Origin of the sequence: Pseudomonas pharyngis (assembly GCF_021602345.1) — a bacterium.
GTDB classification, from domain to species: domain Bacteria; phylum Pseudomonadota; class Gammaproteobacteria; order Pseudomonadales; family Pseudomonadaceae; genus Aquipseudomonas; species Aquipseudomonas pharyngis.
Map to the genome: position 1 here is coordinate 235,858 of NZ_BQID01000009.1, position 15,339 is coordinate 251,196.

The 15,339-nt window shown below is 62.5% G+C and carries 11 protein-coding genes; 5 read left to right on the top strand and 6 right to left on the bottom strand.

Annotation, left to right across the window (positions count from 1 at the left end):
* Positions 1-13 precede the first annotated feature (13 nt).
* Complete coding sequence (locus L6D74_RS19795) at positions 14-448, top strand: hypothetical protein (protein ID WP_039772002.1); 435 nt, start codon at positions 14-16, stop codon at positions 446-448.
* Between the two features lie 23 nt (positions 449-471).
* On the opposite strand, the gene L6D74_RS19800 is transcribed toward L6D74_RS19795, so the two are convergent.
* Genes L6D74_RS19800 through L6D74_RS19825 form a run of 6 tightly spaced genes read right to left on the bottom strand, consistent with a single transcriptional unit; the run spans position 472 to position 10,645 of the window.
* Positions 472-1,284, bottom strand: coding sequence for a YfaP family protein (locus L6D74_RS19800; RefSeq protein ID WP_236190122.1), 813 nt, complete (start codon positions 1,282-1,284; stop codon positions 472-474).
* Positions 1,285-1,287: 3 nt separating this feature from the next.
* The gene (locus L6D74_RS19805; RefSeq protein WP_236190123.1) at positions 1,288-2,907 is read right to left on the bottom strand and encodes a DUF2300 domain-containing protein; all 1,620 of its coding nucleotides are present in this window, start codon (positions 2,905-2,907) and stop codon (positions 1,288-1,290) included.
* A 1-nt stretch (position 2,908) separates the two neighbouring features.
* Positions 2,909-7,474, bottom strand: coding sequence for an alpha-2-macroglobulin family protein (locus tag L6D74_RS19810; RefSeq protein WP_236190124.1), 4,566 nt, complete (start codon positions 7,472-7,474; stop codon positions 2,909-2,911).
* Positions 7,471-8,136, bottom strand: coding sequence for a DUF1175 domain-containing protein (locus tag L6D74_RS19815; protein ID WP_236190125.1), 666 nt, complete (start codon positions 8,134-8,136; stop codon positions 7,471-7,473). The genes L6D74_RS19810 and L6D74_RS19815 overlap by 4 nt, the downstream gene beginning before the upstream one ends.
* Positions 8,106-9,818 carry a DUF2138 domain-containing protein gene (locus L6D74_RS19820; RefSeq protein ID WP_236190126.1) on the bottom strand — a complete coding sequence of 571 codons (1,713 nt, stop codon included), beginning with the start codon at positions 9,816-9,818 and terminating at the stop codon, positions 8,106-8,108. Before L6D74_RS19820 ends, L6D74_RS19815 begins: the two co-directional genes overlap by 31 nt.
* 35 nt (positions 9,819-9,853) lie before the next feature.
* Complete coding sequence (locus L6D74_RS19825; RefSeq protein ID WP_064599718.1) at positions 9,854-10,645, bottom strand: YfaP family protein; 792 nt, start codon at positions 10,643-10,645, stop codon at positions 9,854-9,856.
* A 276-nt stretch (positions 10,646-10,921) separates the two neighbouring features.
* Between L6D74_RS19825 and L6D74_RS19830 the strand changes: the two genes are divergently transcribed.
* The 4 genes from L6D74_RS19830 (at position 10,922) to dxs (ending at position 15,263) form a co-directional block, all read left to right on the top strand.
* On the top strand, positions 10,922-12,067 hold the full coding sequence (locus tag L6D74_RS19830; protein ID WP_236190127.1) for a Fic family protein: 1,146 nt from the start codon (positions 10,922-10,924) through the stop codon (positions 12,065-12,067).
* A 79-nt stretch (positions 12,068-12,146) separates the two neighbouring features.
* Positions 12,147-12,389: an exodeoxyribonuclease VII small subunit gene (locus tag L6D74_RS19835; RefSeq protein ID WP_007894317.1), complete on the top strand. Its 243-nt coding sequence runs from the start codon at positions 12,147-12,149 to the stop codon at positions 12,387-12,389.
* Positions 12,386-13,273 carry a (2E,6E)-farnesyl diphosphate synthase gene (ispA, locus tag L6D74_RS19840; RefSeq protein WP_064599720.1) on the top strand — a complete coding sequence of 296 codons (888 nt, stop codon included), beginning with the start codon at positions 12,386-12,388 and terminating at the stop codon, positions 13,271-13,273. The genes L6D74_RS19835 and ispA overlap by 4 nt, the downstream gene beginning before the upstream one ends.
* Before the next feature lie 91 nt (positions 13,274-13,364).
* The gene (gene dxs, locus L6D74_RS19845) at positions 13,365-15,263 is read left to right on the top strand and encodes a 1-deoxy-D-xylulose-5-phosphate synthase (protein ID WP_236190129.1); all 1,899 of its coding nucleotides are present in this window, start codon (positions 13,365-13,367) and stop codon (positions 15,261-15,263) included.
* Positions 15,264-15,339: the final 76 nt, after the last annotated feature.

Here is a 15,339-nt window from a genome sequence, read left to right on the forward strand (position 1 = left end):
GGCGGAACGCATGATGAATCAATGGACTAAAACGTTACTGGCGGTGCTGCTGACACCCACACTATTGCTGCTGCATGGCTGCCACCTGATTGCTCAGTCTCGCTGGGAAGGACGCGATGTCCAGGAAGCACTCGACCTGTTCGGCAAACCCGACTCGATGAAAAAACAGACCGGTGCCAACGGTGAGAATCTGGCGGTTCTCACTTGGTTCAAATCCTCCAGCTGGACCACTACAGAAGCGGCCGGGACTTCAATGAACCATACCGGCAACGGCATGGTTTACACCGAGTACTATGAGACGGTCGGTCACAGTTCGGATTGCAAACTGGAGGCCACCGTCAATAAGGCCAAGAAGATCGTGCTGTTCAGGATTGAAGACGGGAAGATCATTCACGGGAAGTGCATCAACGTTCCGTTCGTGCCCGGCTACATTCCACCCGGCTTCTAATGCAACCCTGAGCAGGCTCCTGCTCAGGGATAACTAAACGACTTCACCAACGTCAACTCCCCCACCGCCCGCATCGGCACGATGAAAGTCTCCATCTTCTCGCTAGGCGTCCCCTCTTCCGTAATCACCGTCACCTGCGCCGTAGTCAGCGGCTGCACCGCCTCTTCCCCACCTTCGTCATCCCCGCGATACCCACCACCAAAATAATTCACATACACCAGATACTGCCCCTTGATCGGCGCCGGCACGGCGAAGATTTCCGGGCCGTAGCCGGTGGTCACGTCGACGTCCAAAGCCGCGCCGTTGGGCGCGACCCTGTCGCCGTACCAGATGTGTGCGCCGTCGGGTGTGATGAGGTGCAGGTCGAGGTCGGTGCCATCGCTGTCCCACGCCAGCAATACTCGGAGTTTTGCCGGAGTCGCGCCGCCACTGGTATTAAGGAACTGCGTGCGATGCCGTTGCTGGCCGTCGGGGCTGCGGACTTCGACGCTGTTGCTGCCGTTGGGAAACGAGAACGGGCGGTCGAAGCGGCCGCTTTCGTCGATTTTCAGCGGCATGCTGACGCCGTTGACGATCAGTCGGCCGGGCTCTTTGTTTTTCGGTGTGGCTTTGATTTCACCGCTGATGCGCGCGGTGTTGGCCTGGCCGAGCGGTGTGTTCACCGAGGAGGCAGGATAGTTGACGGTCTGGCGGAAGCTCTCGCCCTCGCCTTCGGGCGCGCCGTTGCGCCAACCGCCGACGGGGGTGTCGAGTTTGACGCCGTCAGCAGCGATCACCGGCGAAACCGCGGCAAATACGCAGAGCAACAGCAAGACCTGTGGATAACGGAGTGTCATGGTCTATTCCAGCAAAAGGTGACGGGCGAGCCCTTCGATATAGGTTTCATCCTGGCCATTGGGGTGAGCTTCAAAGGCCAGGTGCAGGTATTCGTGAGTCAGGTCGAGGCGGTCCTGCAGGGACAGCACGCCGCGCACGTAGATGCGCTGGCGTTCGCGGTCGACGAAGGGGCGGCCGAAGGCGAGTTTGCAGACGGCGAAAGTGCTGACTTCGTTGTAACCGGTTTCGCTTTCAAGCGTCGGACGCCAGCCGCGACGTTGCTTTTGCAGCCAGTCTTGCGCGGCGGGCAGCGCTTCACAGGACGCCACCGGATTGTCCCAGCGACTGAGGCTCGCGCGCGGATAGGCGTGCAGCAAAATAGCGTCGTAACGCTGGCCGGCATTGGCTTGCTCGACGGCTTGCTGCCAGGCGAGTTTGTCGGGGCCGGGTTGATCGGAGTGATAGGTGACGGTGCTGCCGGCCAATACCAGGTCCGCCGTCCAAGCGGCGATGCTGCGAGATTCGGCGGAGGCCGGACGCGGTGCAACACGCTGGCGAATGCTGCTGTCGTCGATGCTCAAACATTCGCCATTGCGCGTGGCGTTTTGCAGCAGATACGTGCGGATCGCCACGGCTAACGCTTTCGCGGCTTCGGCCGGTTCAGGTTTGGCTTCACGCTCCAGCACACGGGCGACGTACTCTTCGCGATCCAGCCGAGCCACAAGCTTGTCGTTGAGCAGAAACAGCTCGCCGTCGCTGTGGATATCCAGCGCATTACCATTGGCGAATTCGACGCGGTAATCGCCCTGCAACGGGCCGGAGCTCACCACTCGATCACCGGCCAGAACCCGCGAAACCGGATAACGCGAGAACAGCCCGACCTCAACACAACGCCCAGCTTCCGCCGGCCATGATGCGGGCAACACCGTCGCTAACGCCGAACCATAATGCCGCAAAACCATCTGACTGGTGCCCCGGCCACCGGCCCAGATCGGCGAGCCATCCGCCGTCCACCCAGCGAATCCACCCTGACGTGATTGCGGGTCCTGATCGCCGAGCCAGCTCCAGGTTTTCACCCGCAAGCGCCCACCGAGTTCGCCGACGACATTGCCGTCCGCCGCGTTCAGCACCACGTCGAGCAGCACCCGACGCATCTGATCCTGAGCCGGCAGCAAAACCAGAACCTTCAGCAAGTCCGCCACGGAAACCCGAGTAGCCGGTTGCACCGATGGCAAATCCAGCAACCACGACGGCGCCTGTCGGGCTTGCCAATAGGTTCTCCAATCACCAGCGGTTATGCCCAACCGCGCCGGCTCGAAATACAGCCCGCAGGATTTCACCAGCGCCTGATCACGCTCGATCTTCCCGCCCGCCGTGCAGCAATAAACCTCTTCCTTCGACTGCCCACGACATTCATAAGCCGGTTCCCGCGCACCGGTATCCACCAGCCACGCATAAACGAACACCTTCCACAGACTGCCCAGCGGTGTCTCCAGCGAAGAAGGCAACGGCTCGCGAGCAGTCAGTTGCGTGGTGTTCAGCGACAGCAACTCACCCTTGTAGGCCACGCGCAACGGCTCATCCTGCGCCGTCGCCAGCGCAGGAATCACACACATCAGCAGCCAGACCAGCAGCCGGGTCATGTCAGTTGACCGTGACCTGACCGAGGGCCGCTTTCGCTTCGCGGGCTTGATGCTGCGGCGCGTAGACCTGAGTGAAGCGCACCGGCGGCAGGTTGAACTGGCCCTTCTGCGAGAAGCGCACCAGATGCCGCAGGCGCAATTCACCGCTCAGCGTATCCACCGGCACCGCGTAGGCCAGTTGGCCCGGTTCGAAACGCGCCTTCTCCAGCGCGGTCGGCTCGGTGCCGTCCTTGCCCTGCAACTTGATGCCCCACGTGGTGCGCTCAACATCGGCGCCCGGCGGCAACGGCACTTCGAGCATGCCGTAGCGCAACGGTTTTGGTGCTTTGCTGGTGAGGATCACCTCGTCCAGATACAGGCTGTCGCTGGACAGCGGTTTAGTGCCGACCGGCTCCAGTTTGAAGGTGAACGCTTCATCACCCGGCACCAGACGCGACAGGCGACGAGTGATGGTCACCGCCATCGGATCGACCGCCGGTTGCTGGGTCTGGTAACTCAGCGCGGCACGCAACGGACGCTCCTGAGTGCCCGATACCGACAACACGCTCGGCACCGGCGCAACACCCTGCCACGTCCAGTACATCTCGCCGGTCGCGCCGTAGTTTTTCTTCCAGCCTTCGCCCGGTGCCAGCGCGATGGTCGGCGAAGCCTGGGCGATGCTGCGTTGCAGCCAGGTCAGCGCCAGCGCACGTTCAAGGGTCGACTGCTGTGGCAACAGGCGTTGCAACAACGCTGTCGCGCGAGCCTGATCGAACGGTTGCAGCGACAGGTTCAGCGCTTCGGCAAACGGCTGCGAACTGACCGACAAGCGCTGTTGCGCAGCACCCAGCTGACGATTGAACGCGTCCGGCAAAGCAACTTTCGACTGGGTTGCCAACGATGCGGTCAAGACCCGCGCCGCCGCCAGACCGAGCGCCGAATCCGGATCGCCCATCACCAGACTGTCTTCGCCGTCGTCCATCAGGGTTTCGGCATTGCCTTCCCCGGCCTTGGCCAGATCCTCCAGCAAACCGCTGAGCAGCGTGTTGACCGGCAGATGCATCTGCTTGGCGAACGACAGAATCAGCGCCCGTTGCAGCAACGGCGTGTTCGGCGCCTGCTTTGCGTAGACCTCCAGCACCCGCTGCCAATGCTCCGGCGGCAAGGTCAGATCGAGCACCTGGCTGGCGTTCCAGTCGGCGTAATAGGCGTAAGCGGTGAGGAACGCATCCGGTTCGCCGTCAAAGCCCCACCAGGTGAAGCTCGCCGACGGCCCGGCCATCTGCACCAGGCGCAGACGGCTGTTCTGCATGATCAGGCGCAAGCGATCGCGGATCTGCGGGCTCGACGCCAGCGACGGATAGGCGATGCTCAGCGGCAGCAAACGGCTGGCGGTCTGCTCGACGCCGCCGTACGGATAGCTGAGCAGGTCATCGAGGGCCGAACGGAACAGCGCTTGCGGGCTGTCATCCAGACGCAGGCGAATGTCGGTGGCGTCCGCCGGCAGGCTCAGCGGCGTGTCGCCGCTGGCCACGACGAGGCTCTGGGTCTGCGTCACCTGCCAGCCTTCGCCGGTCGCGGTCAGGCGCACCGCAAGGGCGTCGGCGGTCTTGCCGTCCTGCACCAGTTCGGCGGTCCATTCGCCGGTGGCCAATGCGAAGGACGGTAGCGGCAGGTAGTTGATGCCGTTGTTGAGGGTTACCGGAAGGCGCTGTTCGGCGCCGGCGTAGTGCGTCACCAGCTCAGCCTTGACCGGTTTCTCGGCCTGGCTGAAGGCGAATACGCCGAGTTGCGGTTGATCGCCCTTGCGGAATTTGCTCGGCCCGCTCCACTTCAGGTACAGCGGTTTTTCCGAGCGTACAAACTGCTTCTTCTGCCCGACCTGACCGTCATCGGCAATCGCCCGCGCAGTGATGCGCCAGCGGGTCAGCGAGTCCGGCATCTTGAACGTGAATCGGGTTTTACCGTCGGCATCGGTCAGCAGCTCCGGTTGCCATGCAGCGGTATCGACGTCTTCGCGGCGCGGCCGCTCCAGCACTTTCACCCCGCGTTCGCTGCGGTTGGCCTTGCCCGGTGCGCCCGGGCTGCCCGGCAGCGCCACGTCGTAGCTGATGAACGACAGGCTGGCGCTGGTGCGCACGTTGTTGCGACGCGGGTGGTAGAAGAACTGGTCGATGGTCGGCGCGACTTCCGGTTGCAGCGCATAGACCATTTCGTCGACCACGCTGACCGTCAGGTGCGCCGGCACAGCCTTGCCGGCGAACTGCGTGGTCAGGTCGACGGTCACGGTATCGCCCGGCTGATAGGTCTCTTTGTCAGTCTTGATCGCCACGTCGATCTGCGGCGCAACAACCTTGATCCCGGCGTTCTGGAAGCTGTACTGACCGCCCTTGGTGTACAGCACGGAGAACGTCAGGTTCGGCGCAAAGTTGTCCTTCACCGGGATGCGTGCGCGGTATTGGGTGTCGCTGAGTTTTTCCAGTTTCAGCCAGTCGCCGCCCTTGGCCAGCAGCGCGGTGGCTTCGACCTTGTCACGCTCCAGCGACAGCAGTGCATCGCTGACCGGTTCCGGGAAAGTGATCAGCGCCAGCGCTTCGTCGCCGGCCTTGTACTCGGGTTTGTCGAGGACGATTTCCACGGTGCCCGGCACAGCCTTGACGCCATCGCCGGTGACCGAATGACCGGTCGCACCGAGCACTCGGCCATGCTGATCTTTCAGCGACAGGTTGTAGGTGCCCGGACGCTCGAAGGCCACGCTGAAGCCTTTGTCTTTCGCTGCCAGCTTGCCTTCGCCGGTGGTCTGGTCTTCGAGGCGAACCCAGCTGTAGCTGCTCGGCACAACGGCCTGTGCCTGTTGGCTGCCGCCCTCGTTGGCGTAGCTGAACGCGACCTTGTCACCGACTGCACTGAAGCGCTGCGGCGCGGTCAGGCGGAAGCTGGCGGCGCCGCGGTCGATGAGGATTTCTTTGGTGGTCTTGACCCGATACGCCGCGCCATCGCTGGCAAACACGGTGAGCATGTAGCGGCTCGGTTTGTCGGCGGCCGGAAGGTCGAGGGTCGCGTTGCCCTTGCTGTCGGTGGTCAGTTCGGTGCTGGTCAGTTCTACCGGGAATTGCCCGAGGTATTGCAGCTCGTTGTCGACCATCGACAGTTGCTGGGCGCGCAGGCTCAAGGTCAGCTTGGCGTTGGCCACCGGTTTGCCGTCCGGGTACAGCAGCACCAGGCTGCCCTTCACCGGTTCGCCGGTGCGGTAATCCTGCTTGGCCAGATTCAGCGAAATTTCAAAGTGCGGCTTGATGTACTCGGCCACACGGAACGCGCTGCTGTAGGCCTGATCCTTGTAGTTGAAACGCAGCTCGTAACCACCGGCCACCGCGTTGTCCGGCAACTGGAAACGGCCCTGAGTACCGGCCTTGGAATCGAGTTTCAGATCGAGGCGCTGCAGCTCGGTGCCGGTCGCATCGAGCACGCTGACATTGACGTCCGCTGCACCCGGCAGCACCGAGTCCCGCGCATTCTTGAATTCGCGACCGACGATTTTCAGCGACACCCAATCACCCGGGCGATACAGCGGCCGGTCGGTGAAGGCGTAGAGTTTGGTGTCGTAGATTTCGCTGTCGTAATAGAAGTTTTCCGAAACGAATACGCCGCCCTCCTCGTCCTCGCCGATCACGAACGAACGCTCCGGGCTGACGTGTTTCAGGCGCAGCAGACCATCGGTATCGGTGGCACCGCTGCTCATCACGCCAAGGCCGTCGGTCCACAATACATTGACCTTCGGCACCGAGCTGCCTTCGTGTTTGCGCGCGGCCCACACCAGCAATTCATCACCGGCAATCTTGCTCACCGCAACGGTGTTGGAAACGAACACCATGGTGGTCGCGCGGTACTTTCCGATCAGCGCTTCGACCAGATACAGACCCGGTTTCAGGTTGCCCAACGGGATGTAGACGTTACCCGGCGCAACGCTGACGAACTCGCTGGAAGACCCGGCCAGATTGACGCCGGTCGGCGGCTGGATCGGCTTCGCTTGCCACAGCGGATAACGGAACTGGCTGACCACCGGCAGACCCGGAATCAGGGCGAACTGCGGTTGCGCGTCGTACGGCGTCGGCGCGGCGATGGCATTGCCCATCTTCAGCTCTGGCACTTCCTCGGTGACTTGCTGGCGCGACTCGTAAGAGAACGCACGCTGCATCACCCGACGGGATTTGCGGTACCAGTTGTCCCACAGGTACGCCAGGGTGTTGGACAGGCCTTCGCCCTTGAACTGGCCGTCGCTGACCACGCGGTGCAGGTTCTTCTGGCGCTTGAGGAAGTCCAGCGGCTTGTCGATCTTGTACACGCGGATATCGGCGCCGCCGTACGGCTCCATACGGAAGCGACGATAGTCACGGCCCGGCGCTTCGAGGCGTACCACCGCCTGTTCGTCGGCGGCGAAACTGCTGTCGGCCAGCAGGAAAAAGCTCTCACCGGAGACCGGCGTGTAGCCGCTCGGCTCCACGGTGTCTTCGGCATTCACGGCCGAAAACGGCAGGGTCAACAGCAACAGAAAAGGCAGTAAACGCAGCATGCGGGCACCGGTCATTGGGAGAGAAAATTCAGTCGATAGACGCCGATGAAGTTGGGGTTGGCTGCGTCGGGTATCCATCGGGTGTCCTTCCATGTCATGAGTTGCTGCAGGCTTGCCGAACGCATGCCGTTGTCGGTTGGGGTGGTCGTACCGGTGTGATAGGCGATGTAGCGGCCCATCCAGATCATCAGGTGCTGGTCGTCGCCCTGATCGAAAAACATCAGATCGCCGGGCCGTGCCTGGGACACGTCGCGGCCAATCAGATGGCTGTTGAACTGAATCAGTTTGATCGCGTTGACGTAGGGCCCGACCTTGCCGCCGCCCTGCTGCCATTGCTGGGCGAGCTTGCGCTGGTCGGCGCTCAGGTCCAGCTCCGGCGGCAGGTAGCGATTGGACACGCCATTGCTGCGCAGCCATTTGTCGTCGTGGACTTTCAGCGCTTCGTTGGCGGCAAACCGCACCAGGCCGGCGCAATCCTGCTGATACCAGCGCGGGCTCGGGCCTTTGCTCAATTGTTCCTGGGCGATGCGCACGAACCAGGCACGAAACACCTGCGACTGCTGCGGATCGAGGGGCGGCGCCTCAACGGCTCGGGCACCGGCACTGAGCAACAACGCCAGCAGGCCAAGGCTGCGAATCAATCCAGTCACAGCGCTTTCCACTCCAGCGGCAGCCATTGCCAGTGACCGTCAGGCTCGCTGCCTTCCGGCAACGTCAGGGCGTATTTGCCCATGCCGCCGAGGGTGCGCAGTTTCGGGATCAGGTAGGTTTGCGCAGCGTTGTAGAACACCGGCTCCATATCCTGCGGCAGGCTGTCGAGGGTTTCCTGCTGGATCAGTTGCGCCATTGAATCCGGGCCGAAGTAGATCGGCATCAGCACGTCTTTGGGCAGTACGTCGGCCATCGGCGGGAAGCGCTTGTCGAGGGTGCCGAGGGCCTTGTCGACCAGTTTGTCGTCGAGGGAAAACAGCAGCGTCGAACCGTGGCGCGCCAGGCTGACTTTCATGAACGCACGGCCGGTGATCGCGTCCGGATTCTCGGCATCCTTTGCCGCATACGGGCCGAAGTTGGAGCTGACCTGACGCTGCCAGAGGTGGCTCTGGCCTTCCTGTTTCTCGACCACCGGGAACGCGTGTTCTTCGACCTTGCCTTCGTAGGCGCCGACCATCGAATCGAACAGCGTGCCGATATCTGCGTCGAGTTTGCCGTTGTCTTCGTCGTTCAGACTGGCCACCAGCAACGGCGTGTACAGCCGCGAATCGGCGTACCAGCACAGGCCCGCGGCGCCGGCCACGTGTTCGGTGAGTTTTTGCGCCACCGCTTCTTCGGCGCCGAGTTTCACCAGCAACGGTTTCTGCGGCTCGGCCGCCACCGGCAAGGTCACGCAGGCGCTGGCGCCCAGTGGCATGGCTTGCCAGACCGGTTTGAAATCGAAGTCCGGCTGGTTCTCCAGTTCGTCCATCGCGAGATAGCTGTGCCAGCCCTTGTCGTCCATGTCGAAACGCAGGCCGGCGAAATTCGGGATGAAGCGCTGGTAACCCATGGCCAGGACGCTGGAATTGACCGACAGACGCTGTTTGGTTTCAGGCGTTTTGGCCGCGAGCCCGAACGCTTCGGGGAACAGTTTTTCGCCGTTGAGCAAAGCCGCCAGCGCTTGCGGCGAGACGTGGCCGGACTCCTCGGAAGCACCACTTTCCGGGTCGTAGAATTTGGTCGGGTTCGACAGCACCACCAGTTTGTCGCCACGGGAGGCGAACAACAGGGATTTGCCGGCGTTGTAGGTCAGCTGATACAGCGGCACTTCGTCACCGCCGACTTTCAGGGTGCTGAACACGCTCAGTTGCGAATCATCCAGCGCGACTTTCGCCAGCGGCTCCAGCACCTTGGCCAGGCCGCCGCGATCCATCACCAGCAGGAAATCTTTCAGCCGACCATCGGCGCCGCGCCACAACGCTACGTCTGCCGGTTGATCGAAGAGCTGCTCGATCAGGCTGTCCTGCAACTTCAGGTCATGCTCGTAAATGATCCGCCGCAGACTGCCGATCAACCCGAGACGGTCGGCGTGGGTTTCGTAATAGAAGACGAAATCCTCGGTGAGCGTGGCCTTGAGGAACGGCACCGTCAGCAGGTCCTTGGGCAACTGGCTCAGGGAGCGGGTTTCCAGCAGCGCGTCCGGGCGGCTCAGGCCAAGCTTGTCGCTGGCCAGCTCCGCCGGTGGCGCCTTGGGTTTGTGCATCAGCCAGCCGAGCCCGCCCGCCACGCCGGCGACAAGGCACAGCCCGACCGCCAGTAACGGCCAGCGCCGGGAAGGTTTGCCGGCAGGTGTTACGGCGGCCGGTGCAGCAGTGTTATCGCTCATCTTTCCAGAACCCGAGTTCATCCGTGGCGGGATGCTTAATAGTTGAAAGTCTTGACCAGCAGCAGATCACCGATGGCCCGCAGGGGCACGATGAACGTTTCGCGTTTTTCGTCGACGGTGTTTTCGTTGAGCACCAGCGTGATTTGCGAGGTGATGACCTCGTTCTGGTTGCTGGTCTCCTCGAAGTTATAGCCGCCGTTGCCGAAGTTGCCCCAATAGTTGACGTAAACCAGATAGGTGCCGTGCAGCGGCGCAGTCATGGTGAACATTTCCGGGCCGGGGCCATCGACGCCGTCCGGATCGAGGCCACCGCCGTTGCTCATCGCCGGACGCGCCCAGAAGGCGTGCTGGCCGTCAGGCGTAATGACGTGCAGGTCGAGTTCGGCTTTAGGGTCGTCCCAACCGAGCACCACGCGGATCCGCGCCGGTGTGCGCAGGTTGTTGGCTTCGTAGAATTGAACACGCTTGAGCGACTGGCCGTCCGCGCTGATCACCTCGACGCTGTTGGAACCGGCGCCGAACGCGTACGGCCGGGCGAAACGCCCATCGTCGTCGGTGTACAGATTCAGTGGATTGCCATTCACTGCCAGGCTGTGGGGCGGACGCAGATGCCCGATCGCCTTGAGCTGGCCCTGGATCATTGTGCGATTGCGCTGGATGCCGCGATCGATGGGCGGCGTGGGATAGGCGACCTGCGGGTTTTCCGTGCGATCGAGCAGCCCGTGATAGCGCCAGCCGCCAACAGGCTCCGACAGCTCCGCGCTCGGCGCCGCCAGCAGCGCGGGCGCGCAGGCCAACCCGATCAGCAGCAAAAGAAGTGAACGCATGTGATGCCTCCTGCCATGCCTGACGAAACCTTGCACCCGATCCTCGGTACTTCACAGCGGTGAAAACTGCGTTTCGTCTGAAAGACCCGTGACTGTCGGGTCGTAGAAGGCGCGAAGGTTAGCGATTCGGCAGTTTTTTAACAATCGGATACATCTTGAAATGCGGTAGGAATCACGCCCTCGGGTGGACGATGAGCCGAATAGGCGTCATATTCGGCTCACGAAATGAGCCGAATAGCGTTTCTATTCGGCTCACGCACTCAGGAACGGCATTTCATGGCAACTCACTGGATCTGGCAGCAGCCCGATTGGCCCGACTTCAACTGGCAGGCAGAGCGTCTCACTGCGCTGTTGCGCGAATGCGTTCAGGCGCAGGGACAATTGATGGGCATGGCGCGATCAGTGGGCAATTCACTGAGCGCTCAGACTGAGCTGGACGCGTTGCTGCAGAACATCGTGACCTCCTCGGCCATCGAGGGGGAGCAGTTGAATGTCGAATCCGTGCGTTCTTCATTGGCTCGACGCCTGGGGCTGGAATCACCGGATGGCGACAAAGTCAGCAAGCGCAGCGAGGGGCTTGCGCAACTGATGCTCGATGCCACTCAACGTTTTGCCGAACCGCTGACGCTGGAACGATTGCTGGAATGGCACTCATGGCTGTTTCCAGAACAGGAGAGTGGTTTCCTTTCGCGAGCAATCAATGTCGGTGCATTACGCGGCGATGAGCCGATGCAGGTGGTTTCCGGGCGAATCGACCGCCCGACCGTGCACTTCGAGGCGCCGCCGCGACAAGGCCTCGAGCGACAACTCGACAGTTTTCTCAAATGGTTCGACGCCAGTCAGCATCAGGCAGGCCTCGATCCTTTGCTGCGAGCAGGCATCGCGCATTTCTGGTTCGTCACCTTGCACCCGTTCGACGACGGCAACGGCCGTCTTACCCGCACCCTCACCGATCTGGCACTGGCCCAGGGCGAAGCGCAGGCGATTCGCTTTTATGCGATGTCCGCCAGCATTCTCGATGATCGTGCAGGCTATTACCGGATTCTGGAATCCAGCCAGAAAGCCACGATGGACATCACCGCCTGGCTCGCATGGTTCCTGCAAACCCTGCTGCGCAGCCTGCAACAGGCCATCGCGCGGATTGAAGGCGTTCTGGGCAAGTCACGTTTCTGGCAAACGCACCGGGAATCCGAGCTGTCGGTGGAGCAGATCAAAGTGCTCAACCGCCTGCTCGACGGTGATGAACGCGGTTTCGAGCACGGTATCAGTGCGGCGCAGTATCAGGCCGTGGCAAAAGTCTCCAAGGCCACGGCGACCCGACATCTGGCGGAGCTGCTGGAAAAAGGTTGTCTCGAACGCCTGCCCGGTGGTGGGCGCAGCACGCGCTATCAGATAAGTTTTCCTGGCAAATCCGCGGAGTGATCCACGCCCCTCTCATTTGCCCATACCCCCCCTATCTGCTAGTGTCGCGCCGGTTTAACGTCAACCGGAATTAGCCGCCATGGCCCGCAAAAAAGCTGCACTGGATTTCGAACAGTCCCTCGCCGACCTGCAAACGCTGGTGGAGCGTCTGGAGAACGGTGAATTGTCGCTGGAAGACTCGCTGACCGCTTTCGAGCAGGGCATCGGCCTGACCCGTGACTGCCAGGCGGCGCTGGCCCAGGCCGAGCAGAAGGTCCAGGTGTTGCTGGAGCGCGATGGCGAACTCGCCGAGGAACCCTTCGACGCGGATCAGCCAGAATGATTGCAGCGTATTCGGCCACCAGCCAGGCGCGGGTCAACGCGGCACTGGAAACCCTGTTCAACGCCCCGCTGCCGGAACTGGCGCGCCTTTATGAAGCCATGCGCTACAGCGTGATGAACGGCGGCAAACGCGTGCGTCCGCTGCTGGCCTACGCGGCGTGCGAAGCCCTTGGCGGCAAGGCCGAACAGGCCAACGGCGCGGCGTGTGCGGTTGAGCTGATCCACGCGTATTCGCTGGTGCACGACGATTTGCCGGCGATGGACGACGACGATCTGCGTCGCGGCCAGCCAACCACCCACAAGAAATTCGACGAAGCTTGCGCGATCCTGGCCGGCGACGGCTTGCAGAGCCTGGCGTTCAGCGCCCTGCTCGACCCGCGTCTGAGCGACCTGAGCGCGGACATCCGCCTGCAACAGGTCACAGCGCTGGCGCACGCGGCGGGCCCGGCCGGCATGGTCGGCGGTCAGGCCATCGACCTCGGTTCGGTCGGCCTCAAGCTTGATCAGAAAGCCCTGGAACAGATGCACCGGCACAAGACCGGCGCGCTGATCGAAGTCAGCGTCAAGCTCGGCGCCCTGGCCAGCGGCCGTGCCGAGAAGGATGAACTCAAGTCCCTGCAGACTTATGCACAGGCCATCGGCCTGGCGTTCCAGGTGCAGGACGACATTCTCGACGTCGAAAGCGATACCGAAACCCTCGGCAAACGCCAGGGCGCCGACATTGCCCGTGACAAGCCGACCTACCCGGCCCTGCTCGGCCTCGACGCGGCCAAGGCTTACGCACTGGAACTGCGCGATCAGGCCCTGCACGCGCTGCGACCGTTTGACGCGGCTGCCGAGCCGTTGCGCGATCTGGCCCGGTATATCGTCGACCGGCGCAACTGAAGGCTTATCTGCCAAAAAAGACCAACGCGTGGGCAGGGGGCGATGCATCAGGTAAACTGCCGCATCTTTTATACCTATAACGATTCGCCTGATGCCCACGACGTTTCATGAGATTCCCCGCAAGCGCCCGACCACGCCCCTGCTCGACCGCGCTAATACGCCGGACGGCCTGCGCCGGTTAGGCGAAGCCGAGCTGGAAACCCTGGCTGATGAGTTGCGCCTGGAATTGCTCTACACGGTCGGCCAGACCGGTGGGCATTTCGGTGCCGGCCTGGGCGTCATCGAGCTGACCATCGCGTTGCATTACGTCTTCGACACCCCGGACGACCGGCTGGTGTGGGACGTCGGTCATCAGGCCTATCCGCACAAGATCCTCACCGGTCGTCGCGAGCGCATGGAATCCTTGCGCCAGAAGGACGGCATCGCCGCCTTCCCGCGCCGCTCCGAGAGCGAGTACGACACCTTTGGTGTCGGCCACTCCAGCACCTCGATCAGTGCCGCGCTGGGCATGGCCATCGCCGCCCGCCTGCAGAACAGTGATCGCAAGGCCATCGCGGTGATCGGCGACGGTGCACTGACCGCCGGCATGGCGTTCGAGGCGCTGAACCATGCGCCGGAAGTCGACGCCAACATGCTGGTGATCCTCAACGACAACGATATGTCGATCTCGCGCAACGTCGGCGGGCTGTCGAACTATCTGGCGAAAATCCTTTCCAGCCGCACTTACGCGAGCATGCGTGAAGGCAGCAAGAAAGTGCTGTCGCGCCTGCCCGGCGCCTGGGAAATCGCCCGTCGCACCGAAGAATACGCAAAAGGCATGCTGGTCCCCGGCACCCTGTTCGAAGAATTGGGCTGGAACTACATTGGCCCGATCGACGGCCACGATCTGCCGACCCTGATCGCCACCCTGCGCAACATGCGCGATCTGAAAGGCCCGCAGTTCCTGCACATCGTCACCAAGAAAGGCAAAGGCTTCGCCCCGGCGGAAGTCGACCCGATCGGTTACCACGCCATCACCAAACTCGAACCGCTGGACGCCCCGGCCGCTGCGCCGAAGAAGGCCGGCGGGCCGAAGTATTCCGGCGTGTTCGGTGAATGGCTGTGCGACATGGCCGCTGCCGACCCGCGCTTGGTGGGCATCACCCCGGCGATGAAGGAAGGCTCGGACCTGGTGGCGTTCAGCGAGCGTTTCCCGCTGCGCTACTTCGACGTGGCGATCGCCGAGCAACACGCCGTGACCCTCGCCGCCGGCATGGCTTGCGAAGGCGCGAAACCGGTGGTGGCGATCTACTCGACGTTCCTGCAACGCGGTTACGACCAGTTGGTGCATGACGTCGCGGTGCAGAACCTCGACGTGCTGTTCGCCATCGACCGCGCCGGTCTGGTGGGCGAAGACGGCCCGACCCACGCCGGCAGCTTCGACCTGTCATTCCTGCGCTGCATCCCGGGCATGGTCATCATGACCCCGAGCGACGAAAACGAATTGCGCAAAATGCTCACCACCGGCCACCTCTACAACGGCCCGGCGGCGGTGCGTTACCCACGCGGCACCGGCCCGAACGCAACCATCGAGAAAGACCTCGAACCGATCGAGATCGGCAAGGGTGTGGTGCGTCGCCAGGGCAACAAGGTCGCCCTGCTGGTGTTCGGCGTGCAAATGGCCGAAGCCCTGAAAGTCGCCGAGACGCTGGACGCGACCGTGGTCGACATGCGTTTCGTCAAGCCGATGGACGAAGCGCTGGTACGCGAGATCGCCGACAGCCACGAGCTGCTGGTGACTCTCGAAGAGAACGCGATCATGGGCGGCGCCGGTGGCGCGGTCAGCGAATTCCTCGCCCGCGAGAACATCCTCAAGTCGGTGCTGCACCTGGGCTTGCCGGACGTTTACGTCGAGCACGCCAAGCCGGCGCAGATGCTGGCCGAGTGCGGGCTGGACGAGGCCGGGATTGAAGCGGCGGTGCGTGAGCGCCTGGAACTGCTTAACCGCTAACTCGCTGGATACACGCAAAACCCCATGTGGGAGCGGGCTTGCTCGCGAAAGCGTCGGATCAGTCGATGATGAGTTG

Excerpts from the sequence above, each read along its gene's own strand:
- L6D74_RS19795 (WP_039772002.1), top strand. The coding sequence starts at position 14 with ATGAATCAATGGACTAAAACGTTACTGGCGGTGCTGCTGACACCCACA.
- L6D74_RS19800 (WP_236190122.1), bottom strand. The coding sequence starts at position 1,284 with ATGACACTCCGTTATCCACAGGTCTTGCTGTTGCTCTGCGTATTTGCC.
- L6D74_RS19805 (WP_236190123.1), bottom strand. The coding sequence starts at position 2,907 with ATGACCCGGCTGCTGGTCTGGCTGCTGATGTGTGTGATTCCTGCGCTG.
- L6D74_RS19810 (WP_236190124.1), bottom strand. The coding sequence starts at position 7,474 with ATGACCGGTGCCCGCATGCTGCGTTTACTGCCTTTTCTGTTGCTGTTG.
- L6D74_RS19815 (WP_236190125.1), bottom strand. The coding sequence starts at position 8,136 with ATGGCTGCCGCTGGAGTGGAAAGCGCTGTGACTGGATTGATTCGCAGC.
- L6D74_RS19820 (WP_236190126.1), bottom strand. The coding sequence starts at position 9,818 with ATGAGCGATAACACTGCTGCACCGGCCGCCGTAACACCTGCCGGCAAA.
- L6D74_RS19825 (WP_064599718.1), bottom strand. The coding sequence starts at position 10,645 with ATGCGTTCACTTCTTTTGCTGCTGATCGGGTTGGCCTGCGCGCCCGCG.
- L6D74_RS19830 (WP_236190127.1), top strand. The coding sequence starts at position 10,922 with ATGGCAACTCACTGGATCTGGCAGCAGCCCGATTGGCCCGACTTCAAC.
- L6D74_RS19835 (WP_007894317.1), top strand. The coding sequence starts at position 12,147 with ATGGCCCGCAAAAAAGCTGCACTGGATTTCGAACAGTCCCTCGCCGAC.
- ispA (WP_064599720.1), top strand. The coding sequence starts at position 12,386 with ATGATTGCAGCGTATTCGGCCACCAGCCAGGCGCGGGTCAACGCGGCA.
- dxs (WP_236190129.1), top strand. The coding sequence starts at position 13,365 with ATGCCCACGACGTTTCATGAGATTCCCCGCAAGCGCCCGACCACGCCC.